This is a genomic window from Nocardioides antri (genome assembly GCF_008373765.1).
Lineage (GTDB): Bacteria > Actinomycetota > Actinomycetes > Propionibacteriales > Nocardioidaceae > Nocardioides > Nocardioides antri.
This window is the reverse complement of record NZ_VUJW01000003.1, coordinates 173,874-199,011: the sequence shown is the minus strand read 5'-3', so window position 1 is coordinate 199,011 and position 25,138 is coordinate 173,874. Positions and strand designations below refer to the sequence as shown.

Below are 25,138 nucleotides of genomic sequence, written 5' to 3'. Positions count from 1 at the left end.
GAGTCCAGCCGCTGCCCGGTTTCGAGGGCATGAGCCTCGAGGGCACGACCCCCGCCGAGGAGCCGCGCACGACGCGGCGCGGACCGACCGCGGACGAGCTGTTGGAGGGCCTCAACGACCCCCAGCGGGAGGCGGTCAAGCACGCCGGTCCGCCGCTCCTCGTCGTGGCGGGCGCGGGGTCGGGCAAGACCCGGGTGCTGACCCGGCGGATCGCCTGGCTGATCTCCGAGCGCAAGGCCCACCCGGGCTCGATCCTGGCGATCACCTTCACCAACAAGGCTGCCGCCGAGATGAAGGAGCGCGTGACCGACCTGGTCGGCAACCGCGCCCGGATCATGTGGGTCAGCACGTTCCACTCCGCCTGCGTCCGGATCCTCCGCAAGGAGGCCGAGCACCTCGGCTACGCCCGGCTGAAGTCGAACTTCTCGATCTACGACGCCCAGGACCAGAAGCGGCTCGTCACCCTGGTCTGCAACGACCTCGACCTCGACCCGCGGCGCTACCAGCCGGGCCCGGTGCTCCACTGGATCAGCAACCACAAGAACGAGCTGCGCGAGCCCGACGAGGTCAAGGCCGACGCCCGCAACAGCATCGAGGAGAGCTACGCGGCGGCGTACTCCCTCTACCAGCGCCGGCTCCGCGAGGCCAACGCCCTCGACTTCGACGACCTGATCATGGAGACGGTCCGGCTCTTCCAGCTCCACCCGGACATCCGCGAGACCTACCGGCGGCGGTTCCGGCACGTCCTCGTCGACGAGTACCAGGACACCAACCACGCGCAGTACGCCCTCATCCACCAGCTCTGCGGGCAGAGCCTGGAGGAGACCACCACCACGGCGTACGACGCCGGCGACGACCGGGTGCCGCCCGCCGAGCTGATGGTGGTCGGTGACGCCGACCAGTCGATCTACGCGTTCCGCGGTGCCGACATCCGCAACATCATGGACTTCGAGCAGGACTTCCCCGACGCGCGGACGATCCTGCTGGAGCAGAACTACCGCTCCACCCAGACCATCCTCACCGCTGCCAACGTGGTCATCGGGCACAACCAGGGCCGCAAGGAGAAGCGGCTGTGGTCCGAAGCCGGTGACGGCGAGCGGATCATCGGCTACGTCGCCGACGACGAGCACGACGAGGCACGGTTCGTCTCCGACGAGATCGACAAGCTCACCGACCACGGCCACAAGGCCGGCGACGTCGCGGTGTTCTACCGCACCAACGCCCAGTCCCGGGTGTTCGAGGAGATCTTCATCCGCACCGGCCTGCCCTACAAGGTCGTCGGCGGCGTGCGGTTCTACGAGCGGCGCGAGGTCCGTGACGCGCTGGCCTACCTGCGGATGCTGGTCAACCCCGACGACCAGGTCTCCCTGCGCCGGATCCTCAACACCCCCAAGCGCGGCATCGGCGACCGTGCCGTCGAGTGCGTCAACGAGCTGGCCACCCGCGAGCAGATCACGTTCTGGGAGGCCCTCCAGCGCGCCGACGAGGCGCCCGGGCTCGCCACCCGCAGCCAGGCCAACATCGAGGGCTTCGTTGCGCTCGTGACCGAGCTGCAGTCGATGGTCGAGGGCGGCGAGCGGCCCGACGTGATCCTCGAGACGGTGCTCGACCGCTCCGGCTACCTCGCGTCCCTCGAGGCGTCCGACGACCCGCAGGACGAGACCCGCGTGGAGAACCTCGGCGAGCTGGTCGCCGTGGCCCGCGAGTTCGCCGAGGACCCCGTCGCCGGGCCGAGCGCGGACCCCGCCGACGTCGACGCCGGACTGGTCGAGCCCGGTCTCGCCGACTTCCTCGAGCGGGTGGCGCTGGTCGCCGACGCCGACCAGATCCCCGACGCGCCCGCTGACCGCACCGTCGACCCCGACGCGCCGCCCGACCAGGGCGTCGTGACGCTGATGACGCTCCACACGGCGAAGGGCCTGGAGTTCCCGGTCGTCTTCCTCACCGGTCTCGAGGACGGTGTCTTCCCGCACTCACGGTCGCTCGGCGACCGGCCGGAGCTCGAGGAGGAGCGGCGACTGGCCTACGTCGGCATCACCCGCGCCCGCCAGCGGCTCTACGTCTCCCGCGCGGTCGTCCGCTCCGCCTGGGGCGCGCCGGCCCACAACCCGGCGTCGCGCTTCCTCAGCGAGCTGCCGGTGGACCTCGTCGACTGGCGCCGCACCGAGGCCGACCAGAGCCGCTGGTCGCGGCCGACGTTCGCGAGCGACTCCGCGTCGTCGTACGCCGGTCAGCGGCTCGGCAGCCCGACCGCCGCCGGCCGCCGCAACTTCACGTCCGCGGCCGCCCGCGCCGACGCGGCCGCGAAGGCGAAGCCCAGCCGCCCGATCCCGGTGCTGGAGCCCGGCGACCGGGTCACCCACGACAGCTTCGGGCTGGGGACCGTCGTCTCCGTCGAGGGTCAGGCCGAGAAGTCGGTCGCGTCCATCGACTTCGGCACCGAGGGCGTCAAGCGGCTGCTGCTCCGCTACGCGCCTGTCGAGAAGCTCTGAGAGCTGCCGGCTCAGGCCCGAGACGCGCGTGAGCCCCGAGCGAACACCTACGGGTTGACGCCGTTCACCACGAGCGCGGCGAACGGGTCGACCGGGTCACCGCCACCGGGGCGGACCTCGAGGTGGAGGTGGGGGCCCGTGGAGTTGCCGGTCGAGCCGACGTAGCCGATGACCTGGCCGGCGATGACGTTCTCGCCCTCGGACACCGTGAACGACGTCTGGTGGTTGTACCAGACCTCGGTGCCGTCCTCGAGGGTGACGACGGTCTGGTTGCCGTAGGCCCCCTCGTAGCCGACCGAGGTGACCACGCCGTTGGCGACGGACATGATCGGCGTGCCGCTCGGCGCCGCGAAGTCGAGGCCGGTGTGGTAGCCGCTGGACCAGTACGGGCCGGCCTGGCCGAACTCGGCCGACAGCCGGTAGACCCCGGCGGCGATCGGGAGCGACCACCGGTTGAGGTTGATGTTCTTGGCTTCCTTCTCGGCCTGCTCCGCCAGGTTGCCGAGCGCCTCGTTGCGCTGCTCGGCCTGGAGCTCGACCTCCTGGACGATCGACGCCTCGCTGGCGTCCTCCAGGGCGTCGCGGTCGGAGTCGCGGCTGAGGACGGGGGAGCGGTCGAGGGCGTCGTAGACGCCGCCGCCGATCTCGCCGGAGGCGGCGTTCGGGGCGGCGATCCGCGCGGCGTCGCTGCCGACGAGCGTCGTGTCGCTGGTCGTGAGGACGCCACCGGCCGACACGGCGAGGGCGGCGACACCGACCATCACCGGCAGCGACGGCAGGCCCCGCATCAGCGGGGTGCGGGTGGCCTTCGCCGCGCGGCGCTTGCCGGGCACGGCGGGCCGGAGCGAGTCTGCGGTCGTGGCGGTGAAGGTCGCGGCGGGCAGCTCGACTGTGACGGCGGGAAGCTCGGGGAGGTCGGCGCTACGGGCGGTCGACGCCTCGGCGGCGGTGTCGCGGCTGGCGACCCGGCGGCCGGCGTACGGCCGCTTCGCAGGGCTTTCCGAGCGGGTTTGCGGCGCGGCGCGTCGTGCCCCTCGGTGATTGCCCATCGGCTGGTGTGTCCCCGTGTCGACGATCTGGTCCTTGGTCCACCTCGGTCACGGCGACCTCCCCCACGGGGTCCCGCTGCCAGTGGCCGTCAGGCGACGGCCTGGTGAACGAATCCGGACGACCCTAACCGATCTGCCGCTCCAGCAGAAATCCCCCCGGCCGGTCCTGTGGGGAATAAACCCCCTGAGCGATGTAACGCCGGTCACGTCCTCCGTGGGCACCCTCGTCGGGACCGGCACCACCCGACTAGGGTGCCCGAGGACCCGCACTGCAGCGTGGCCCGCACCCGAACAGCTGAGGACATAACCAGTGGACCTGATGGAGTTTCAGGCGAAGGAGCTCTTCGCCAAGCACGGGGTGGCGACCACCCTCGGTGTGGTCGTCGAGACCGCCGAGGAGGCGAAGGCCGCCGCGGAGAAGATGGGCGGCGTCGTGGTCGTCAAGGCGCAGGTCAAGGCCGGCGGCCGCGGCAAGGCCGGGGGCGTCAAGCTGGCCAAGACGCCGGACGAGGCCTTCGAGCACGCCACCAACATCCTCAACCTGACGATCAAGGACCTGCCGGTCAACCGGGTCCTGATCACCCCCGCGACCCCGCCGGAGGAGGAGTACTACTTCTCCTTCCTCCTGGACCGCTCGAACCGCCAGTACCTCTGCATCGCGTCGGTCGAGGGTGGTGTCGAGATCGAGGAGGTCGCGAAGACCAACCCGGACGCCGTGAAGAAGATCGCGATCGACCCGGGCGCCGGCGTGGACGCCGACAAGGCCCGCGCGATCGCCACCGAGGCCGCCTTCCCGGAGCCCGTCTTCGAGCAGGCCGTCGAGATGATCGAGAAGCTCTACAAGGTGTTCGTCGAGGAGGACGCGACCCTCGTCGAGGTCAACCCGCTCGCCCGCCTCGCCGGCGACAAGCTCGAGGCGCTCGACGGCAAGGTGTCGCTCGACGACAACGCCTCCGAGGTCCGCCACCCCGACCACGAGGAGTTCGAGATCCGCGAGGAGGCCGACCACCTCGAGTCGAAGGCCAAGGACCTCGGTCTCAACTACGTCAAGCTCGACGGCGAGGTCGGCATCATCGGCAACGGCGCGGGTCTCGTCATGAGCACCCTCGACGTCGTCGCGTACGCCGGCGAGGCCCACGGCGGCGTCAAGCCGGCCAACTTCCTCGACATCGGTGGCGGCGCTAACGCGGAGGTCATGGCCAACGGCCTCGACGTGATCCTCCACGACCCGCAGGTCAAGTCGGTCTTCGTCAACGTCTTCGGCGGCATCACCGCCTGCGACGAGGTCGCCAACGGCATCGTCGGCGCGCTGAAGATCCTCGGCGACGAGGCGAAGAAGCCGCTCGTCGTCCGCCTCGACGGCAACAACGTCGAGCTGGGGCGCCAGATCCTCGCCGACGCCAACCACCCGCTGGTGACCCTGGCCGAGACGATGGACGGCGGGGCCGACAAGGCCGCCGAGCTCGCCAACAACCAGGCTGCCTGAGAGGACGACGACATGAGCATCTACCTGAACAAGGACTCCAAGATCATCGTCCAGGGCATCACCGGCGGCATGGGTGCCAAGCACACCGCCCTGATGCTCGACTCGGGCGCGTCCATCGTCGGTGGCGTCAACGCCCGCAAGGCCGGCACCACGGTCACCCACAAGGACCACGACGGCAAGGACGTCGAGCTCCCCGTGTTCGGCACGGTCAAGGAGGCCATGACCGAGACCGGCGCCAACGTCTCCGTCCTCTTCGTCCCGCCCGCGTTCACCAAGGACGCGTGCGTCGAGGCCATCGACGCCGAGATGCCGCTGATCGTCGTGATCACCGAGGGCGTGCCGGTCCAGGACACCGCTGAGGTGTGGTCCTACCTGCAGGGCAAGTCCACCCGGATGATCGGCCCCAACTGCCCGGGCATCATCACGCCGGGCGAGTCGCTCGCCGGCATCACCCCGCACACCATCACCGGCCCCGGCCCGGTCGGTCTCGTGTCCAAGTCAGGCACGCTGACCTACCAGATGATGTACGAGCTGAAGGACTTCGGCTTCTCCACCGCCATCGGCATCGGCGGTGACCCGATCGTCGGCACCACGCACATCGACGCGCTCCAGGCCTTCGAGGAGGACCCGGACACCAAGGTGATCGTGATGATCGGCGAGATCGGCGGCGACGCCGAGGAGCGGGCCGCGGCCTACATCAAGGACAACATCACCAAGCCGGTGGTCGGCTACGTCGCGGGCTTCACCGCCCCCGAGGGCAAGACCATGGGCCACGCGGGTGCGATCGTGTCCGGCTCGTCCGGCACCGCCGCCGCGAAGAAGGAGGCCCTCGAGGCCGTCGGCGTGAAGGTCGGCAAGACGCCGTCCGAGACCGCCGCGCTGGCTCGGGAGATCCTGCAGGGCCTCTGACCCGCTCGCTATGCACGACGAGGGCCGTCACCCGATCGGGTGACGGCCCTTCGTCGTCCCTTCCCGGTCAGCAGCCGTCGACGGTGAACACGCACATCTCTGCGCCGATCCCACGTGCGATCTGGACCTGGGTGGATGCGGAGTCAGCCATGAGCTCGGCGCTGTACTCCCCGGCCCACTCGATGGCGAGGATCGCGTTGCCGACCCGGACGACGGTGTAGAGCTGCCCGGCCGGCGCCCCGACATCGTCCGTCCCGTCGTACGTGTAGCCGAACGTGACCGAGTCGTAGCCGGTGTCGGAGCTGAACGTCCGCCACCGCCGGTCCGACCGGCCGTCGCCGTCGTCGTCGCGGTTGCAACCCTGCACCGCGGCGCGAAGGCTCGCCATCTCGTCGAGTGCCGCCTCGACCGTCGGATAGGCGCGGATGGTCCGTCCGTCGTAGCCCTCGATGTCCGAGACCGAGTAGCCGAGCTCGTGCTCGGGGTCCGGGCTTCCGGCGTTGGGCATGGCCAGGGGCGTGCCGCACGCCGTCTGCGCACGGACGCCCGCCACCTCGGCGCCCGGCCCGGCGACGTTCGTCCCGCCGTCCTCCTCGGGTGGCTCGCTGATGGCGAGCCCGAGCGGGAACCCGTCCGGGATCGTCGTGACCTCGGCAGGGTTCGTCAGGTCTGGGCCGTCGGCGGCCTGTCGCAGCGCAGTCATCGCGGTGATCGGCTCGGCCGCCTCGTCGATGATGGACGCGATCGCGGCCTGCCCGTCGCCGCTCGGGTAGCCGGCGTGCCCACCGTGGTCGAGGATCATGACCGCTGCCCCGACCCGGACCACCACCGTGGTCGACCCGAACGGGGTCTCGGCGCCCTCGAAGCTGTCCCGCTGCAGGACGGCCCACGCCTGCTCGCCGGCGTCGACCGGGACCACCTCGTAGTCGGTGCGGTAACCATCGTCACGGACCGGCCCGGTCCCGCACGAGCGGAAGAAGTCCACCAGCTCGTCCGTGGCAGTCGTGGCGGCGGCTGCGTCGGCATACACCGTGAGCTGCCGCACGCGGTAGTCCTCCGCGCCGCTCCAGGTGGCGAGCAGGCGATCGAGGTAGTCGGGCTCCGCGAACGTCGCGTCGCAGGCGGAGAACTCCAGCGAGGGAAGGGTGCGGTTCGGTCCTTCCAGCCCTTCGCCGTCGGCCTGCGAGCTGTCCGGCCACCCGGCGGCGAGCGGGAAGTCGTCCGGGATCAGCCGGGTCCCCCCGGGCTCGGACGGCTGGCCGTCGCCGTTGCCGAGCACCAGTTGGCGCGCCGCGTCGGGCAGCATCACTACGATCGGCCGGCGGTCGGCCTCGAAGTTGTAGTCCTGACCGACGATGCTCTGGCTCAGGACGGCCACCCGGTCGCCGGACAGGACGAGTCCCGTCTCGAGGAAGTAGCCGAGGTCACCGGTCGGGTCGAGGCTCTCGTCGACCGGACGGTACGTGGAAAGCTGCACCTCAGCCGTGCCCTCGACGCCGACCGGGACCGCCGCGAAGTCGCCGGCGTCGTAGCGGTCTGCGCCGGGCGGGAGGCACTCGACGTGCCACTCCTTGATCTCCGCGTACGCCGCCTCGGCGTCGGCCGCGCTGGGGAACTCCGCGATGACCTCGTTGAGGTAGTTGGTCCCGTCGACCTCGTTGGTCTCGGTGACGACGAACTCGAAGTCCCGGCGGAGGACGGCCTCGGCGCCGAGGCCGTCGAGCGACTGCTGCGCGCACGGGCTGAACGCGGCCTGGCCGTCGCCGGGGTAGGTGTCGGACTCGACCCAGTCGACCATGCCCCCCGTGGGATAGACCGCATCCTCGCCGGTGAGCAGGTTCTCGGTGGTCAGCGGCGCGGTCGCCACCGGGTCGGAGATGGTCGGCGAAGGGGCAAGCTCCGGCTTGTCGTCGGATCCGCCGCCGATCGTGAGCGCGACGACGGGCACGGCCACAGCAGCGACGACGGCGGCGCTGGCGCCGGCGACGACGATGTGCCTGCGGCGGCGGATCCGGTCGCCACGGGCGCGGATCTCGGAGGCGGGAAGTGGCATCGGTGCTCCCTCCATCGCGTCGCCGAGACGGGTGAGCTTCTCGATCGGGTCAGACATGGCTCATTCCTCCAGCCAGACCGCCAGGGGTCTCGTCCGTGAGCAGCGCGGCCAGCGCGGTGCGTCCGCGGCTCAGCCGGGCCTTGATGGTTCCTTCGGGGACGCCGACCTCGGCCGCGATCTGGTGGACCGGGAGGTCGGCGATGTGGTGCAGCACCAGCGCCTGGCGCTGCGCCTCGGGCAGCTTCTTCAACGCGGCGACGAGCGCGACGTGCGACTCGTCGACGGCGGGCAGCTGGGTGTGGGAGCCGACCGCCCGATCGGTCGGCCGCTTCGCGAGCCTGGTACGGCGCCAGCGGCTCACCGCGAGCCGGTAGGCCGTCGTACGGATCCACGCCTCGGGGTACTCCGCCTTGTCGAGCTTCCGGCGGTTCGCCCAGGCGCGGGCGAAGGCCTCCTGCACGCACTCGGTGGCCTCGTCCAGGTCGCCGATCATGGCGTAGACCTGGCTGGTGATCCGACGGAACGACGCGGCATAGAGCTCGTCGAACTCCTGTGCCTCCACGGCCGTCCCCCTCTCCGCGCCCGGCTGCGGCCCGAGACCCGCAGCGTGTGATGTCGATGGTGGTACGCGTGAGCCCGGGCCCGGGTTGCATCCGCCCCGGCGATTCTTCGCGGGAGGTCAGCCCGGGTACGGCGGGAGCTGCGCGAGCCGGTCGAGCGCGCGCCGGGTGAGGGTGACGAACTGGTCGTCGGTCATCCGAGCGCCCGGTGCGGAGACGAACACCAGCTGGGAGACGGCGGAGCCGCGCCGGAGGAACGCGACGGAGTACTCCACGGTGCGCTCGTTCGGGAGCCGGGTGCTGAGGTGCCACGCCGTGAAGGAGACGTCGCCGTCGTCGGAGGCGCTGAGCACCCGGACCTCGGTGCCCGCGCCGGCGTCGCGGTCGGGGCAGCCGTTGATCGCCGACCGGTAGTCCTCGAGCAGCGCACCGGCGGCCTTCTTGGGCAGGGAGGCGACCGCCTGGGTGAGCCCGAACTCCGCCGGCAGGTCGCTGTCGACCTTCACGAAGGTGCGGACCAGGTCGGCGCGGAACCGGTCGCCGTCGTACTCCCCGGCGAGGCTGGGCTGCACGCAGCCGAGCACGTCGATCTCGGTGCTGGCATTGGTGATCTCGCGCGGAGGTGTGCCCATCCACGGCTGCGCCGGGTCGCCCACGAACGGCAGGTCGACCTGGGCGAGCATCGCGGGCACCTGCCCGGCGGCGTACGGCGTGACCAGCTCGAGCGGGCCGGGATCGCCGGCGCAGCGGCCCGCGTCCGGGAGGGTGCAGAGCCGGTCGACGGCCTCCCCGAGCAGCCTCGCGACACCCGAGCGGTCGGCGACCTCGGGTGCGACGTCGGTGCTGAGGGCGACGGCAGTCGTGAACAGGCCCGTCCGGGCGACCCCGACGACGTACGTCGCCGTCTCGGGGTGCTGGTCGTGGAGGACGAAGACGGCAGAAGAGTCGGCCACGGCGGGTGGCTCGGCGGTCGCCACCAGCCGGTAGCCGGGCGTGAGGCAGTCGGCGACCCACCCGCGCAGCCGCTGGTAGGTCTTGCGGGCGCGCTCGGGGCTGCGGGACGCCTCGACGACCTCGGTGAGCCGGCGGGGCGCCTCGCCCGCCTTGCCGTTGCGGAAGGCCCGTACCCAGGCCGCGCTGCCACGGGGGTCGGCGTAGCGGGCGTCCGCCTCGGCGGGCTGGCACGGCAGCACGACCCCGTTGCCGACGGAGTTGTCGTGGGTCCGCCCCTGCTGCCAGTCGCCGATCAGCGTGCGGCGCACCGTCTCCAGCGGGAGGAGGCTGGTGTCGGGCAGCACGACCTCGGGACCCGCCGCGACCGAGCCGCCGTTCGGTCCTGCCACAGCCTCACGCGCGAGCGTCGGCCGCACCCCGGTGGCGTCGGTGACGACGGCGCCGCTGGTGACCAGGGCCGCGACGACCACGCCGGCACCGACCACCGTGTGCATCCGCCGCCGCGCGGCGCCCGCCCGGCGGATGATGGTGACCCGCGGCCACGCGACGTCGCGGATCGCCGTCCCCAGCGCCGCGAACGCCATCGGGATCGACGACGTCGCGACGTCGCGGTGCGCCGCGAACTGGGCGGCGCCGCTCTGCAGCTCGCGCTCCGCCATGTCGGCCGGCAGCCCGAGCTCGCGTGCCATCTCCTCCATCGACACCGCCGCCAGCTGGGTGAGGATCAGCGCGCGTCGCTGCTGCGTCGACAGCGACGCGAGCGCGTCGAGGGTCGCGCGGTTGTCGGCGTCGAGGCCCTTCTCCTTGTGCCAGGGGCGGACCGTGGCACGCCGCTGGGCGTGCCGCCACGCGTGCGGTCGCACCGCGGACTCGGGGTCGTCGAGGCGGGAGGTCTTCCGCCAGTGGTGCCAGGCGACGACGAACGCGTCGCGCACGGCGCTCCGGGCTGCGCCGAGATCACCGGTGAGCGCGTAGGCCTGGAGGAGCAACCGGTCCCGCGCGGACTTGTAGAACGCGTCGAACTCGGCCGTCGGGTCCGGCGGGAGGGCGGTGGAGACCATGACCGGACCAAGGTACGACGCCGCGGATCGAAGGCGGCAACCGGCTGCCGCTCCTGGACCGGCGTGGCACCGCCTTTCGGTGCCCGTCCGGCGTGAAGATGAAGGAGTCATGACGTCGTTGCAGTCGCCGCCCCGCAAGAGCGCGAGCCAGGAGTCCGACCTCCGGCAGACTCTCGTGGCGCGCCGACCGCTGGTGCCGACGGCGACGCTCGGCGGTGCGCTCGCGGCCGCCGGTCCGCTGCTCGTCTGCATGGCGGTCGCCGTGGTCGGCTGGTTCCTGACCGACGCCGGCAGCCACGGCACGCCGAGCGGTGCGCTGCGCGTCGGAGCACTGGGCTGGTTGGTCGCGCACGGCGCCGGCGTGACCGTCGAGGGCGTCCGGATCACCGCCGTACCCCTCGGGCTCACGCTCCTCGCCGCCTGGTCGGTCTGGCGGGTCGGCCACCGGGTGGGGGAGTCGGTGTCGGGCCACGGCCCGGACGCCGGCCGGATCGCCGACGGCGAGCGCGACTGGACCGTCCCGGTCGCGGCCGGCATGTTCACCGTCGGCTACGTCCTCGTGGGCGTCGTCGCGACGACCCTGGCGTCGACCGTCGAGACCGCGCCCAGCACCGGCCGGGTCGTCCTGTGGTCGGTGCTCCTCGCCGGCGGTGTCGGGCTCCCGGCGCTGGCCCGGGGATCAGGCAGGGCGGCGATCTGGGTGCCGGCGGTTCCCGCTGCGATCCGTGACGGGGCAGCGCTGGTGCGCTCGATGCTGCGCGCGTGGCTGGCGGTCGCGCTCGTCGCTCTCCTCGTCGCGCTGGTGCTCGACTTCTCGACCGCGGCCAACATCGTCTCGCAGCTGCGCTCCGACACGGGCGAGACCGCGATGATCGGCGCGCTGACCCTCGCCGTCCTCCCGAACGCCGGGCTGTTCAGCAGCGCCTACCTGCTCGGTCCGGGCTTCACCGTCGGCACCGGCACGCTCGTGTCACCCGGCGCGGTCGTGCTCGGTCCGTTGCCGCTGTTCCCGCTGCTCGCCGCCCTCCCCGACAGCGGACCCACGCCCGGCTGGACCGGGTGGCTGATGGCCACGCCGGTGCTGGTCGCGTTCCTCGCGTCGGCGCTCGCCCACCGTTCGCGCCCCGCAGCGGCGTGGGACCAGGCAGCGACCCGCGGCTGCGGCAGCGGCCTGGTCGCGGGCCTGGTGCTCGGCCTGCTCACCACCCTCGCAGGGGGTGCCGTCGGGCCGGGCCGGATGACGGAGATCGGCCCGTTCGCGTTCGACGTGCTCCTGCACGCCGTCACCGCCTTCGGCATCGGCGGGCTGCTGGGCGCCCTGGCGATGACGTGGTGGCAGCGCCACGGTGCCGAGCTGCTCGCCGGCCTGGCCGGCCGGGTCCGCGCCCGTCGCTAGGGCGGGCTCAGAAGGAGTCGGCGACCTTCACGGTGTCGAAGTCGGCGACGTAGGGGTCGACCGAGTAGCAGTCGACCGCCGTCTTCACGTCCGGCTCGAGCGTGCCGCCGGAGTTGCAGCTGATCGCGGCGATCTCGACGTCGTCCCGATAGATCGTGAACTCCAGGGAGGCGGAGCGGGAGGTGTCGTCCTCGTTGGTCACCGTCAGCCCCTCGATGTCGAAGTCACCGAGGTCGTCGCTGACCACGCTCCACCCGGACTCGATCCGGAAGTCGTCGTGCTCGAACGAATCACCATGCTCGACCGCGGACGGGGTGTCGTTCTCGCGCTCCTCGTCGATCGCGTTGTCCGCCTCGTTCCACACGAAGGCGAAGAGGCCGATGAACCCGCCGCAGCACAGCAACAGAACGAAGCCGACGATGCCGAGCACGATCCACAGGGTCTTGTTGCTCTTCTTCGGCGGCGTCCCGTAGGGGTTCGGCTGGTAGGGCTGCCCGTACGGTCCCGGCTGCTGCCCGTAGGGGTTCGGCTGCTGGCCGTAGGGGCCGGGCGGGGGCGGCGGCTGTGTCATGTTCGTCCTCCGGGTCGACTGAGGACCCGGGTCCGTCCCGAAGGTGGCCCCGAGCCTCGGCGGAGCCTACCTGTCGCCCGTCGCCTAGAATCCGGGCGTGGCAGCCGCTCCCGCACGACTGGTCGTGCTCGTCTCGGGTGCCGGCACCAACCTCCAGGCCCTGCTGGACGCCTGCGCCGATCCGGCGTACGGCGCCACCGTGGTCGCCGTGGGAGCCGACCGCGACGGCATCGAGGGGCTGGCCCGCGCCGAGCGCCTGGGGATCCCGACGTTCGTGCACCGGGTCAAGGACTTCGCGAGCCGGGAGGACTGGGACGCGGCGCTCACCGACAGCGTCGCGTCCTACGAGCCCGACCTGGTCGTGCTGGCGGGCTTCATGAAGCTGGTGGGTGCGTCGTACCTCCCGGTCCTCGGGCGCCGCACGATCAACACGCACCCTGCCCTGTCGCCGGCCTTCCCCGGCATGCACGGGCCGCGGGAGGCGCTGGAGTACGGCGTCAAGATCACCGGCTGCACGCTCTTCGTCGTCGACGACGGCGTCGACACCGGCGCGATCGTCGCCCAGACCGCCGTGCCCGTGGAGGACGACGACACCGTCGAGACCCTGCACGAGCGGATCAAGGTGGCCGAGCGCGCGATGCTCGTCGACACGGTGGGCCGGATGGCCCGCGAGGGCTGGACGGTCGACGGCCGGCGGGTTCGTTTGGGAGGGTGACCTCTCGGTAGAGTGAGGGCACACGACTGGCGTAGGTGGGACACCACCAGGGAGTGTGAGCCGGCATCGACCGCCTGGGTGCCCTCGTCGACTGCACCGACCCGATGAGGAGCACCATTCCGCATGCCTGAGCCCACTGCTGACCGGATCGCGATCAAGCGGGCCCTCGTGTCCGTCTACGACAAGACCGGCCTCGACGAGCTGGTCCGCGGCCTCGCCGGCGCCGGCGTCGAGCTGGTCTCGACCGGAGGCTCGGCGGCGCTGATCGAGTCGCTCGGCCTGCCGGTCACCAAGGTCGAGGACCTGACCGGGTTCCCCGAGTGCCTCGACGGCCGGGTCAAGACGCTGCACCCGCGCGTGCACGCCGGCATCCTGGCCGACCGCCGGCTGCCCGAGCACGTCGCGCAGCTCGAGGAGCTCGGGGTGGCGCCGTTCGACCTGGTCGTGGTCAACCTCTATCCCTTCACCGACACCGTGATGTCGGGTGCGTCGGTGCAGGAGTGCATCGAGAAGATCGACATCGGCGGTCCGTCGATGGTCCGCGCGGCCGCCAAGAACCACGCCTCGGTCGCGATCATCACCGACGGCGCCGACTACGGCCGGGCGCTCGAGGCCACGCTCGCGGGCGGCTTCACCCAGGCCGAGCGGGAGGCGCTCGCCGCCAAGGCATTCGTGCACACCGCGACCTACGACGTGCACGTCGCGTCGTGGATGGGCAACGTGCTCACCGACTCCTCCGGGGGCAGCGGGTTCCCCGCGTGGGTCGGCGCGACGTGGAACAAGAGCGCGGGGCTGCGGTACGGCGAGAACCCGCACCAGCCCGCCGCGCTCTACCGCTCCGGCTTCGGGCCCGGCGGGCTCGCCGCCGCCGAGCAGCTCCACGGCAAGGAGATGTCCTACAACAACTTCGTCGACACCGACGCGGCTCGGCGGGCGGCGTACGACCACGGCGACCAGCCGACCGTCGCGATCATCAAGCACGCCAACCCGTGCGGCATCGCGGTCGGCACGGATGTCGCCGAGGCCCATCGGAGGGCGCACGAGTGCGACCCGGTCTCCGCGTTCGGCGGCGTCATCGCCACCAACGTCCCGGTGTCCGTCGCGATGGCCCAGCAGGTGGCGGAGATCTTCACCGAGGTGATCGTGGCGCCGGCGTACGACGACGGCGCGGTCGAGGTCCTCCAGAGCAAGAAGAACATCCGGGTCCTCGTCGCCGAGCCGCTCCAGCCGGGCGGCGCCGAGGTGCGGCCGATCAGCGGTGGGCTGCTGATGCAGCACACCGACACGTTCCAGGCGGAGGGCGACGATCCGACGCGCTGGACGCTGGCGACCGGACAAGCGGCCGACGAGGCCACGCTCGCCGACCTGGCGTTCGCGTGGCGCGCGGTGCGGGCGGCGAAGTCCAACGCGATCCTGCTCGCCTCCGACGGCGCGTCGGTCGGCATCGGCATGGGCCAGGTCAACCGGGTCGACTCGTGCCGGCTCGCGGTGGCCCGGGCGGGGGAGCGGGCGACCGGGTCCGTCGCGGCGTCCGACGCGTTCTTCCCGTTCGCCGACGGACCCCAGATCCTGCTCGACGCCGGCGTCAAGGCCATCGTCCAGCCGGGCGGCTCGGTGCGGGACGAGGAGACCATCGCGGCCTGCCAGGCTGCGGGCGTCACGATGTACTTCACCGGAACGCGCCACTTCGCGCACTGAGCAACGACTGAGGAAGGATCGGTGCTGTGACCGCACAGAAGCTCGACGGGACCGCCACTCTTCAAGCCATCAAGGCTGAGCTGACCGAGCGAGTGGCTAAGCTGAGGGAGCAGGGCGTTACCCCCGGGCTCGGCACCGTCCTGGTCGGCGATGACCCCGGCTCGCACTGGTACGTCGGCGCGAAGCACAAGGACTGCGCCTCCATCGGCATCACCTCGATCAGACGCGATCTGCCGGCGACGGCCAGTCAGGCCGAGGTCGAGAGCGTCATCGACGACCTCAACGCGGATCCTGCGTGCACCGGGTTCCTCGTCCAGCAGCCGACCGGTCTCGACGAGTTCGCCCTGCTGTCCCGCGTCGACCCCGACAAGGACTGCGACGGCCTCCATCCCTTCAATCTCGGACGGTTGGTGCTCGGCGAGGCGGGACCGCTGCCGTGCACACCGGTCGGCATCATCGAGCTGCTGCGCCGCCACGACGTGCCGATCGCCGGGGCCGAGGTCGTCGTCGTCGGCCGCGGCATCACCGTCGGCCGGCCGCTCGGCCTGCTGCTCACCCGCCGCTCCGAGAACGCCACGGTCACGATGTGCCACACCGGGACGGTCGACCTCGCTGCCCACGTGCGGAAGGCCGACATCGTGGTCGCCGCCGCCGGGGTGCCGAGCATCATCACCGGCGACATGGTCAAGCCGGGTGCCGCCGTGCTCGACGTCGGTGTGTCCCGGGTCGAGGGCAAGCTCGCCGGCGACGTCGCCGCCGACGTGTGGGACGTCGCGGGCTGGGTGTCGCCGAACCCCGGCGGCGTCGGCCCGATGACCCGGGCGATGCTCCTCGCGAACGTCGTCGCCATGGCCGAGAAGCAGGTGTCGCGCTGAACGACGAGGCGCTCCCCGTGACCGACCCGCTGCCGGAGCCCCCGCACCGTCGACGCTATCCGTCGACGATCGGCGGCGTGCTCTACATCCTGGTGCTGGCCGCGATGGCGGTCGGCATCGGCATCACCTGGCACGGCCCCGACTGGCGGCTCGGGATCCGGGTGGTCGCCGGTGCGCTCGCTGCCGCGGCGCTCCTGCGGCTGGTGCTCCCGCAGCGCGACGCGGGAATGCTCGCCGTACGCCCCCGGGTCGTCGACGTGCTGCTCGCCGGCTCCGTGTCCGTGGTCCTCTTCGTCCTCGCCGACAACATCCCCGACCAGCCGTCCTGACCGCGAGTCGGCGCGGCCGACCCCCGAACAGCAGCGCGAGCCGGCCCATCGTGAGATGAGCCGACTCGCGCGCAGGGTGGATCAGATGAGGCCCAGCTCGGTGACCGCCTGGCGCTCGTCGGCGAGCTCCGCGGCCGAGGCGTCGATCTTGCCGCGGGAGAACTCGTCGATCTCGAGGCCCTGGACGATCTCCCAGTTGCCACCGGAGGTCGTGACAGGGAAGGACGAGACCAGGCCCTCGGGTACGCCGTACGACCCGTCGGAGACGACGGCCATCGACACCCAGTCGCCCTCGGGCGTGCCGTTCAGCCAGTCGCGGGCGGCGTCGCAGGTCGCCGACGCGGCGGAGGCGGCCGAGGAGGCGCCCCGCGCGTCGATGATCGCCGCACCGCGCTTGGCGACGGTCGGGATGAAGTAGTCGGCGATCCAGGCGTCGTCGTTGACGACCTCGGCGGCGTTCTTGCCACCGATCTCGGCGTGGAAGACGTCGGGGTACTGGGTGGCCGAGTGGTTGCCCCAGATCGTCATCTTCTTGATCTCGGTGACGGCGGCCCCGGTCTTGGTGGCCAGCTGGGAGATCGCCCGGTTGTGGTCGAGGCGGGTGAGCGCGGAGAACCGCTCGGCCGGGATGTCGGGGGCGTTCTTGAGCGCGATGAGGGCGTTGGTGTTGGCCGGGTTGCCGGTGACACCGACGCGGACGTCGTCGGCGGCCACCTTGTTGAGCGCCTTGCCCTGGGCGGTGAAGATCGCGCCGTTCGCCGAGAGCAGGTCGCCGCGCTCCATGCCCGGGCCGCGCGGGCGCGCGCCGACGAGGAGGGCGAGGTTGACGCCGTCGAAGATCTTCTCCGGGTCGGCACCGATCTCGATGCCGGTGAGGTTCGGGAACGCACAGTCGTCGAGCTCCATGACGACGCCCTCGAGCGCCTTCAGGGCCGGCTCGATCTCGAGCAGGCGGAGCTCGACGGGACGGTCGCCGGCGATGGCGCCGCTGGCGATGCGGAACAGCAGGCTGTAGCCGATCTGGCCGGCTGCGCCGGTGACGGCGACCTTCAGAGGCGTGTCGCTCACGGGTACTCCTTCGATGGGTGCGACTCGGCCCCCAGCTTGAGCCGAGTCAGACGATGCAGCGAAACTAGCAGCGCCACCACCTGCCGGAGCACGCGGGCGCGGGTGCGAGACTCGGCGCCATGTCGAGACGCGCGCGGCTGATGGCGGCGGTCCTGGGCGTCGCCCTCCTCGGCGGCTGCGGCAGCGCGTCGGCGCCGAGCCCGCCGACCGGGGTCGACGAGCTGGTCATCCCCAGTCCGTCCCTCGACGCCGCCGACTTCGTCGACGAGATCGACAACCCCTGGCTGCCCCTGGCCCCCGGGAACGAGTGGGTCTACCAAGGGTCCGAGGCCGGCGCGCGGAGCGTCGTCACCGTGCTCGACGACCACCGCGAGATCCAGGGCGTGACCGCGACGGTCGTCCGAACCACCGTCACCGACGTGCAGGGACGAGAGGTCGAGGACCGCACCACCTGGTTCGCCCAGGACGAGGACGGCAACGTCTGGTCCCTGGGCGAGGACGGCGTGTGGGAGGCAGGGGTCGGCGGCGCCGAGGCCGGGCTGGCCATGCCGGCGCGGCCCCGGATCGGCGACGGCTACCGGACGGAGTACCTCGCCGGGGTGGCCGAGGACTCCGCACAGGTCGTCAGCCTCGACGGCTCCGCCTCGGTGCCGTACGGCGACCTCACCGATCTGCTGGAGACCGAGGTGACCAGCCCGCTCGCGCCCGGCGTCGTCGAGCGCCGGCTCTTTGCGCGCGACATCGGGCTCGTGCGGGTCGTGACGGACGACGAAGGCGACGAGCTCGCGCTCGTCGCCTTCGAGGGTTGACCGGTCGGGTCAGGCGTCCGGGGGCCGGACGACGGTGTGCTCGCCCGGCGGCGGGGCCCAGCCGCCAGGCTCGTCCGCCTGTGGTGCCGGGGGCTGCTGGGCCGGGATCCACTGCTGGGCCGCCGGGTCCCACTGCCAGCCGTCCTGGATGATCGGCTGCTCCGCCGGCTGCGCCTGGGGCGCGGCGTAGCCGCCACCCTGCTGCGGGGCGGCGTAGCCGCCGCTCTGCTGGTTCCACTGCTGCTGGAACGCGTCCGGGGCGCCGAGGCCGGGCACCGCGCCCACCGGCGTGGCGGCGCCGGCCGGGAGGCCGGAGCCCGGCACGGGCGCGCCGCTGCGGCCGAACACGAGGGGGTAGAGGAAGCCGGCGGCCGCGCCGCCGATGAGCGGCGCCACGATGAAGACCCACAGCGCGATCAGCGCGTCGCTGCCGGAGAACCAGGCGACACCGATGGACCGGGCCGGGTTCACCGAGGTGCCGGTCAGGTTGATGCCGACGAAGTGGACGGCGGCGAGGGCGAGACCGATCGCGAGCGGGGCGAAGGCCACGGTGTCGTTGCGGTCGTCGGTCACGCCGACGATCACCATCACGAAGATGAAGGTCAGCACGATCTCGAGGAGCAGCGCGCCGACGAGCTCGATGTTGCCGGAGTCGCCCCAGCCGTTGCTCGCGAGCGGGTCGCCGAACTCCCAGCCCCCGACGTCGCCGGTGAGGACGATCAGCATCAGGACCACGCCCCCGATGAGGGCTCCGACCACCTGGGCCGCGGCGTAGAGGCCGGTGTCCTTCCAGGAGATCCGGCCGGCCAGGGCAGCGCCGACGCTGACGGCGGGGTTGAAGTGTCCGCCGGAGATGCGACCGAAGGCGTAGGCCATCATCACGATCGTGATGCCGAAGGCGAGGCCGGTGGCGACGACGTCGGCGCCGGTCGCGTAGGCCGCGCCGCAGCCGATGATGACCAGCACCGCAGTGCCGACCACTTCCGCTGCGAGCTTCTGGGCGAGGGTGGGCGGAGCGGTCTCCGCGGTCATCTGCTCGGTCATGGCTTAGAGCACTCTCCTTCGGTCGGCTCCCGGAACCCGCCAGGTACGGCAGAAGAGTAGCGATCTTGCCGGTCGTTACCCGGGATGCGAGGCTGGCACGGCCCGCAGGCGTCGCGCTCGAGCGCGTCCGATATCTTGACGTCAAGCAATCCCACCGTCCCAGGAGTGCCGCCCGACCATGCCGAGCATCATCTACACCCACACCGACGAGGCGCCGCTGCTCGCGACGTACTCCTTCCTGCCGATCGTCGAGGCGTACGCCGCCAAGGCCGGTGTCAACGTCGAGACCCGCGACATCTCGGTCGCCGCGCGGATCCTCGCGCAGTTCGGCCTCGCGGACGACGCGCTGGCCGAGCTCGGCGCGCTCGCCAAGACGCCGGAGGCCAACATCGTCAAGCTCCCCAACGTCTCCGCGTCGGTCTCGCAGCTCAAGGCCGCGATCAAGGAGCTGCAGGAGAAGGGCTTCGACATCCCGAGCTACCCGGAGTCGCCGGACAATGACGCCGAGCGCGAGGCGCGGGCGAAGTACGACAAGGTGAAGGGCTCGGCCGTCAACCCGGTGCTGCGGGAGGGCAACTCCGACCGGCGGGCGCCGGCGTCGGTGAAGAACTACGCCAAGACGCACCCCCACACCAACAAGCCGTTCGCCGAGGGCTCGAAGACCAGCGTCGCGACCATGGGCGACCACGACTTCGCGAGCAACGAGAAGTCGGTGACGATGCCCACCGACGACACCCTGTCGATCGTGCTCGAGACCGCCGAGGGCACCACCACGCTCAAGGACGGCCTCGCGGTGCTCGCCGGCGAGATCGTCGACGCCACCCACATGGACGCCGCCGCGCTCAACGCGTTCCTGGCGAAGACCCTCGAGCAGGCCAAGGCCGACGACGTCCTCTACTCGGTGCACCTGAAGGCCACCATGATGAAGGTCTCCGACCCGATCATCTTCGGCCACGTGGTGAAGGCCTACTTCGCCGACGTCTTCGAGAAGTACGGCGACGACCTCGCCGCCGCCGAGCTCTCCCCGAACGACGGCCTCGGCGGGATCCTCTCGGGCCTCGACGCCCTCCCGAACGGCGCGGAGATCAAGGCAGCGTTCGAGGAGGCGCTGGCGAACGGGCCCCGGCTGTCCTACGTCAACTCCGACAAGGGCATCACCAACCTGCACGTGCCCTCCGACGTCATCATCGACGCCTCGATGCCGGCGATGATCCGCAACGGCGGCAAGCTCTGGGGCGCCGATGGTGGCGAGGACGACACCCTCGCCGTGATCCCGGACTCGTCGTACGCCGGTGTCTTCCAGGCCGTCATCGACGACGTGAAGGCCAACGGCCCGCTCGACCCGGCCACCATCGGCACCGTCCCCAACGTCGGCCTGATGGCGCAGGCCGCCGAGGAGTACGGCTCCCACGACAAGACCTTCGAGATCCCCGCCGACGGGACCGTCAAGGTGGTCAACAGCGCGGGGGAGACCCTGATCGAGCACGAGGTCGGCGCCGGTGACATCTGGCGCGCCTGCCAGACCAAGGACGTCCCGGTGCAGGACTGGGTCAAGCTCGCGGTGGGTCGCGCCCGGGCGACCGGGTCTCCGGCGATCTTCTGGCTCAACGAGGAGCGCGCGCACGACCGCGAGATCATCAAGAAGGTCAACGCCTACCTGCCCGAGCACGACACCGAGGGCCTCGACATCCGGATCATGGCTCCGGCAGAGGCAGCGGCCTTCTCGGTCGAGCGGATGCGCAAGGGCGAGGACACCATCTCGGTGACCGGCAACGTGCTGCGTGACTACAACACCGACCTGTTCCCGATCCTCGAGCTCGGCACGTCGGCCAAGATGCTGTCGGTGGTGCCGCTGATCGCGGGCGGCGGCCTCTTCGAGACCGGCGCGGGCGGCTCGGCGCCCAAGCACGTGCAGCAGCTGGTCGAGGAGAACTACCTGCGCTGGGACAGCCTCGGGGAGTTCTTCGCACTGGTTCCCGCGTTCGAGAAGTACGCCGACCAGGCCGATGCGCCGGCAGCGAAGGTGCTGGCGGACGCGCTCGACCGCGCAACGGGCACGTTCCTCAACGAGAACCGGTCGCCCGGGCGGAAGCTCGGCACGATCGACAACCGTGGCTCCCACTTCTACCTGGCGCTCTACTGGGCCGAAGAGCTCGCTGCGCAGACCGACGACGCCTCGCTGGCTGCCGCGTTCGCGCCGCTCGCCAAGACCCTGCGGGAGAACGAGTCGGTCATCGCCGAGGAGCTGATCGCGGTCCAGGGCAGCCCGGTCGACATCGGTGGCTACTACGCCGTCGACGCCGAGAAGACGTCCGCGGTGATGCGGCCGAGCAAGACGCTCAACGAGGCTCTCGCCTCGCTCTGACCTCGGCTGCGCCTGAGCCGGCGGCAAGGACGCAGACGAGGAGCCGGTCGTCGTCGCACGTCCAGCGCTCGTGCCGGACCAGCCGGAACCCGTGCGGCGCCAGCGCGGCGGCGACGAGCTCGGGTGTCCGGAAGTGCTCGTGCCGGCGGACGAAACCGCCCGCGCCCGGACCGTCGGACTGCCCGGCCACGGGTGCGAACGTGGCCGTCACCGCGAGGCCGCCGGCCCTCAACACGCGCGCCCACTCGGCGAACGCCGCGGCCGGGTGCTCGAGCAGGTGCAGGGCGGTGACGCAGGTGACCAGGTCGACTGCGTCGTCCGGCACCGGCACGCGGCCGGCGTCGGCGAGTGCGAACGTCGCGCCGGGCAGCCCACGGCGGGCAACGCCAAGCATCCCGGGGGAGAAATCCACGCCGACCAGGCACCGGCCCGGGTGCCGCTCCTCGATCGCTCGCAGCATCAGGCCGGTGCCGGTCGCGATGTCGAGGACCGTGGTCGCGTCGGCGACCTCCGGCAGGCCCGCGACGGCACCGGCCAGGCCGCGGTGCATCGCGCTGTCGTCGTACGACGTGGCGCGCTCGTCGTAGTGCGCGACCACCGCGGCGACGTGGTCGCTCACGGCAGCACCGGGACCGGCCAGTCCGGGTCGGGCCGGAACGTCTCCCAGCCGTCGCAGAACGGCGGACCCCAGGCGCGGATGACGCCCTCGATCTCGTCGGCGACGGCCGTGATGGCCGCAGCCTCCTCGGCTGTGTAGCGCCCCTGCTCGACGGCCAGCTCGAGCTCGTCCTCGTCCTTGCGCCAGAACGTCCGGTCCGGCTCGATCCACACGTCCAGCACGTGGTCGCGGGAGTAGGTCCCGTGGGCGTCGCGGACGTGCGCCTCCTCGATGTTGGCGTACCAGCCCACGAACTCTCCGGAGTCACCCTTGAAGAACAGCAGGGTCGACCACTGCCGACCGGGCTGGTGGATGCGCAGTGTGTGGTGGGCGGAGAACGGGCGCACGACCTCCTTGCGCGGCGCGGTGAAGACGTCGCTCCTGTCCGCCCGCAGCTCCCGTCCGTCGGCGCGGATCTGCAGCCGGCCCAGAGTGCCGACGGTCAGCCAGGTGACCAGCGCGTCGGCGTCGTCCTGCACCACGGTCATCGGATAGACCCAGGACGGCCGGCCCGGCAGGCCGTAGGTCCAGGTGATGTGCTCGCCCCGGCTCCAGAACGGAGGAGTGCCGGACGGACGCAGCTGGTCGGGGTAGTCCACCCCGCTTTCCTACCAGGGCAGGCTCAACGGCCGGCGATGGCGACGATCTCGTCGGTCAGCTCGTCGGGGGCGTCGAGGGCGAGCAGGGTTCGGGCGCCGGGCACCGGGACGAAGGCTGCATCCGCGAACGCGGCGTGCAGGCGCCGGCCAAGCGACGGGCGGAACGCGCGGTCGGCCATGCCCCACACCACCGAGACCGGGATCTTCACGTCCGCCAACCGGGTGGAGACGTCCAGCAGCTCGGCCGGCCTGAGGTTGCGGAGGAGCCGCACGGCGTCGCGTCGTACGCCTGCGTCGGTGCGGACCGGCTCGATCCACGCGCGGGTGAGGTCGGCCGGGAGGTTCTTCGCGAGCAGGCCGAAGCCGAGCCACGACTGGCGCAGCGGCCGCAGGCGCAGCTGGCCGGCGAGCACCTTCGCGCGCCACTCGTTGCGCAGGAGCGGGAAGATCAGGGTGAACGGCGCCGGCGGGAACTGGTCGAACGCGTCGCAGTTGGCCAGGACGACCCGGCCGACGCGGGAGGAGTCGAGGCCGGAGCCGGGATCGATGGCGAACTGGCAGATCGCACCGCCGGTGTCGTTGCCGACGAGCGTGACGTCGGTGAGGTCGGCTGCTTCGAGGAAGTCGAGCACGAGCCGCGCCACCCCGCGTGGCGACTGGTCGGCGTCAGCCGGGAGAGGGATCCGGTGCGAGCCCAGCGGCCAGTCCGGCGCGTAGGACCGGATGCCGCGCGCCGCGAGCCGCTCCGCCACCGGTGCCCAGAGCGAGCCGTCGGTGAGGATCGGATGGATGAGGACGACCGGAGGAGCCGACGACGTGTCCGGTCCGGCGACGCGATAGCTCAGCGTTGCGTGGGGCAGCTCGATCGTGGGCATGCGGGCCTCCCGGCTCGGTGCTGGTGCTGTCCCGCAACCGTCGCAGACGAGTCCCTGCGACCGCATCCGACGGTGGTAGGAACTGGCCGCGGCGAACGCCTACCGTGACGAAGTCGAGCCCGGTCTTCGCGCGCCGGGCGTGCGTGCCGTCGTACGCCGCGCGCACCACCGCCGCGCCGGCCGCCGCCGCCGCGCGACATCGACATCGGTCGTTGCGTCTGTCACATTGCACATCGTGACGGATCCCTCGGAATGCCCGTCCCCCGGCGACCGTTGCGCCCTGTCGTGACCCCGACGCCGATGACGCCTGCCCGATGACCGCCGAGGTCACGACCGGGGCCGGCGGGGCCGGCGGGCCCACCTGGGCCGAGCCGACCGTTCCGACCCGCCGCCCCGCGTTGGCGATCCTCGCCCTGGCCGTCGGGGGCTTCACGATCGGCACGACCGAGTTCATGACGATGGGCGTCCTGCCCGAGATCGCCGACGGCGTCGACGTGTCGGTGCCGTCCGCGGGGCACGTGATCTCGGCGTACGCACTCGGTGTCGTCATCGGCGTGCCGGTGCTGGCCTTCTTCGGCGCCGCCCTGCCGCGGCGCGCGATGCTCGTCGGCCTGATGGTGGCCTACGGCGCCTTCAACCTGATGAGCGCGGCGGCGCCGGACTACCACGTGCTGGCCGCCGCGCGGTTCCTCGACGGCCTCCCGCACGGCGCCTACTTCGGCGTGGCCAGCCTGGTCGCGGCAAGCCTGGTCCCGCCGGCCAGGCGCGGACGAGCGGTGGCGAGCGTGATGCTCGGTCTGTCCGTCGCCAACGTGGTGGGTGTCCCGTTCGCGACCTTCCTCGGTCAGCAGGTCGGCTGGCGGTCGACGTACGTCCTGGCCGCGGCACTCGCGCTGGCGACCGCCGGGCTCGTCCTCGCCGTGGTGCCGTCGGTCCCGGGCGACCCGGAGACCAGCGGGCGCAAGGAGGCGCGCGAATTCTTCGGCAGCCTCCAGGTCTGGCTCACGATGGCGGTGGGCGCGATCGGCTTCGGCGGGATGTTCGCCGTCTACTCCTACATCGCCAAGACGGTCACCGTCACCGGCGGGCTGGAGCGCGGCACGGTGCCGATCTTCGTGCTGGCCCTCGGGCTCGGCATGGTCGCGGGCACCTGGGTCGCCGGCGAGCTCGCTGCCTGGTCGGTGTACCGCAGCCTGCTGCTGTCGAGTGCGACCGGTGTCCTGGTCCTGCTGGTCTACTTCGTCGCCGCGCCGGGTGGCTGGGCGCTGCTCCCGGTCGCGTTCGTGGTCACAGCGACCGGCTCCGTGCTGGTCGTCAACCTGCAGCTGCGCCTGATGGACGTCGCGGGCGGCGCCGTCACGCTGGGCGCTGCCATGAACCACGCCTCCCTCAACGTCGCCAACGCCCTCGGCGCCTGGCTGGGCGGCGTCGTGATCGCCGCCGGCTGGGGCTACCGGGCGCCGGCGCTCGTCGGCGCGGGCCTCGCCCTACTGGGGCTGCTCATCCTGCTGGTGTCGGCGGTCGTGCACCGGCGGGGGACGGCCCTCCCCGCCGCTGGCTGACCACGACGGG

Annotated in this window: 21 protein-coding genes and 1 riboswitch; of the genes, 11 read left to right on the top strand and 10 right to left on the bottom strand. The window is 71.8% G+C overall.

Annotated features, from left to right (window positions below):
- Positions 1–29 precede the first annotated feature (29 nt).
- Positions 30–2,492: a DNA helicase PcrA gene (gene pcrA / locus F0U47_RS07105; RefSeq protein WP_149750511.1), complete on the top strand. Its 2,463-nt coding sequence runs from the start codon at positions 30–32 to the stop codon at positions 2,490–2,492.
- Positions 2,493–2,539: 47 nt separating this feature from the next.
- On the opposite strand, the gene F0U47_RS07100 is transcribed toward pcrA, so the two are convergent.
- Entirely contained in the window at positions 2,540–3,541 is a 1,002-nt protein-coding gene (locus F0U47_RS07100) for a M23 family metallopeptidase (protein WP_149749627.1), read from the bottom strand.
- Positions 3,542–3,851: 310 nt separating this feature from the next.
- Between F0U47_RS07100 and sucC the strand changes: the two genes are divergently transcribed.
- Together sucC and sucD are read left to right on the top strand one after the other, a co-directional pair.
- The gene (gene sucC / locus F0U47_RS07095) at positions 3,852–5,027 is read left to right on the top strand and encodes an ADP-forming succinate--CoA ligase subunit beta (RefSeq protein WP_149749626.1); all 1,176 of its coding nucleotides are present in this window, start codon (positions 3,852–3,854) and stop codon (positions 5,025–5,027) included.
- Between the two features lie 12 nt (positions 5,028–5,039).
- Positions 5,040–5,936: a succinate--CoA ligase subunit alpha gene (sucD, locus tag F0U47_RS07090; protein ID WP_149749625.1), complete on the top strand. Its 897-nt coding sequence runs from the start codon at positions 5,040–5,042 to the stop codon at positions 5,934–5,936.
- Between the two features lie 67 nt (positions 5,937–6,003).
- On the opposite strand, the gene F0U47_RS07085 is transcribed toward sucD, so the two are convergent.
- From F0U47_RS07085 to F0U47_RS07075, 3 genes are all read right to left on the bottom strand, one after another.
- Positions 6,004–8,046: a hypothetical protein gene (locus F0U47_RS07085; RefSeq protein WP_149749624.1), complete on the bottom strand. Its 2,043-nt coding sequence runs from the start codon at positions 8,044–8,046 to the stop codon at positions 6,004–6,006.
- On the bottom strand, positions 8,039–8,551 hold the full coding sequence (locus F0U47_RS07080; RefSeq protein WP_149749623.1) for a SigE family RNA polymerase sigma factor: 513 nt from the start codon (positions 8,549–8,551) through the stop codon (positions 8,039–8,041). Before F0U47_RS07080 ends, F0U47_RS07085 begins: the two co-directional genes overlap by 8 nt.
- Positions 8,552–8,668: 117 nt before the next feature.
- The gene (locus F0U47_RS07075; RefSeq protein WP_149749622.1) at positions 8,669–10,564 is read right to left on the bottom strand and encodes a SigE family RNA polymerase sigma factor; all 1,896 of its coding nucleotides are present in this window, start codon (positions 10,562–10,564) and stop codon (positions 8,669–8,671) included.
- A gap of 109 nt (positions 10,565–10,673) precedes the next feature.
- Between F0U47_RS07075 and F0U47_RS07070 the strand changes: the two genes are divergently transcribed.
- Positions 10,674–11,960 (top strand): cell division protein PerM, encoded by a 1,287-nt coding sequence (locus F0U47_RS07070; protein ID WP_149749621.1) that lies wholly within the window; start codon positions 10,674–10,676, stop codon positions 11,958–11,960.
- A gap of 7 nt (positions 11,961–11,967) precedes the next feature.
- On the opposite strand, the gene F0U47_RS07065 is transcribed toward F0U47_RS07070, so the two are convergent.
- A complete protein-coding gene (locus tag F0U47_RS07065) occupies positions 11,968–12,531 on the bottom strand; it encodes a hypothetical protein (protein ID WP_149749620.1) in 564 nt (187 codons plus the stop codon).
- Positions 12,532–12,628: 97 nt separating this feature from the next.
- On the opposite strand from F0U47_RS07065, the gene purN reads away from it, so the two are divergent.
- The 4 genes from purN (at position 12,629) to F0U47_RS07045 (ending at position 16,148) form a co-directional block, all read left to right on the top strand.
- Positions 12,629–13,246, top strand: a complete 618-nt coding sequence (gene purN / locus F0U47_RS07060) for a phosphoribosylglycinamide formyltransferase (RefSeq protein WP_149749619.1) — start codon at positions 12,629–12,631, stop codon at positions 13,244–13,246.
- A gap of 12 nt (positions 13,247–13,258) precedes the next feature.
- Positions 13,259–13,333, top strand: a riboswitch (ZMP/ZTP riboswitch).
- Positions 13,334–13,369: 36 nt separating this feature from the next.
- A complete protein-coding gene (purH, locus tag F0U47_RS07055; protein WP_149749618.1) occupies positions 13,370–14,944 on the top strand; it encodes a bifunctional phosphoribosylaminoimidazolecarboxamide formyltransferase/IMP cyclohydrolase in 1,575 nt (524 codons plus the stop codon).
- A gap of 26 nt (positions 14,945–14,970) precedes the next feature.
- Positions 14,971–15,819 carry a bifunctional methylenetetrahydrofolate dehydrogenase/methenyltetrahydrofolate cyclohydrolase gene (locus F0U47_RS07050; RefSeq protein ID WP_149749617.1) on the top strand — a complete coding sequence of 283 codons (849 nt, stop codon included), beginning with the start codon at positions 14,971–14,973 and terminating at the stop codon, positions 15,817–15,819.
- A 17-nt stretch (positions 15,820–15,836) separates the two neighbouring features.
- Entirely contained in the window at positions 15,837–16,148 is a 312-nt protein-coding gene (locus F0U47_RS07045; protein ID WP_149749616.1) for a DUF3017 domain-containing protein, read from the top strand.
- 81 nt (positions 16,149–16,229) lie between these two features.
- On the opposite strand, the gene F0U47_RS07040 is transcribed toward F0U47_RS07045, so the two are convergent.
- A complete protein-coding gene (locus F0U47_RS07040) occupies positions 16,230–17,216 on the bottom strand; it encodes a malate dehydrogenase (RefSeq protein WP_149749615.1) in 987 nt (328 codons plus the stop codon).
- A gap of 119 nt (positions 17,217–17,335) precedes the next feature.
- Here F0U47_RS07040 and F0U47_RS07035 point away from each other — a divergent pair, with 119 nt between their 5' ends.
- Positions 17,336–18,025 (top strand): hypothetical protein, encoded by a 690-nt coding sequence (locus F0U47_RS07035; protein WP_149749614.1) that lies wholly within the window; start codon positions 17,336–17,338, stop codon positions 18,023–18,025.
- A 9-nt stretch (positions 18,026–18,034) separates the two neighbouring features.
- On the opposite strand, the gene F0U47_RS07025 is transcribed toward F0U47_RS07035, so the two are convergent.
- Complete coding sequence (locus F0U47_RS07025) at positions 18,035–19,069, bottom strand: MIP/aquaporin family protein (RefSeq protein WP_246159501.1); 1,035 nt, start codon at positions 19,067–19,069, stop codon at positions 18,035–18,037.
- 178 nt (positions 19,070–19,247) lie between these two features.
- Between F0U47_RS07025 and F0U47_RS07020 the strand changes: the two genes are divergently transcribed.
- Complete coding sequence (locus F0U47_RS07020; protein WP_149749613.1) at positions 19,248–21,434, top strand: NADP-dependent isocitrate dehydrogenase; 2,187 nt, start codon at positions 19,248–19,250, stop codon at positions 21,432–21,434.
- Here the strand turns inward: F0U47_RS07020 and F0U47_RS07015 are convergent.
- Genes F0U47_RS07015 through F0U47_RS07005 form a run of 3 tightly spaced genes read right to left on the bottom strand, consistent with a single transcriptional unit; the run spans position 21,409 to position 23,566 of the window.
- Entirely contained in the window at positions 21,409–22,053 is a 645-nt protein-coding gene (locus F0U47_RS07015) for a class I SAM-dependent methyltransferase (RefSeq protein WP_223162686.1), read from the bottom strand. The genes F0U47_RS07020 and F0U47_RS07015 overlap by 26 nt on opposite strands.
- Complete coding sequence (locus F0U47_RS07010) at positions 22,050–22,691, bottom strand: ribonuclease FAU-1 family protein (RefSeq protein WP_149749612.1); 642 nt, start codon at positions 22,689–22,691, stop codon at positions 22,050–22,052. The genes F0U47_RS07015 and F0U47_RS07010 overlap by 4 nt, the downstream gene beginning before the upstream one ends.
- A gap of 23 nt (positions 22,692–22,714) precedes the next feature.
- On the bottom strand, positions 22,715–23,566 hold the full coding sequence (locus tag F0U47_RS07005; RefSeq protein WP_149749611.1) for an alpha/beta fold hydrolase: 852 nt from the start codon (positions 23,564–23,566) through the stop codon (positions 22,715–22,717).
- Between the two features lie 314 nt (positions 23,567–23,880).
- Between F0U47_RS07005 and F0U47_RS07000 the strand changes: the two genes are divergently transcribed.
- Positions 23,881–25,128 (top strand): MFS transporter, encoded by a 1,248-nt coding sequence (locus F0U47_RS07000; RefSeq protein WP_149749610.1) that lies wholly within the window; start codon positions 23,881–23,883, stop codon positions 25,126–25,128.
- Positions 25,129–25,138 lie beyond the last annotated feature (10 nt).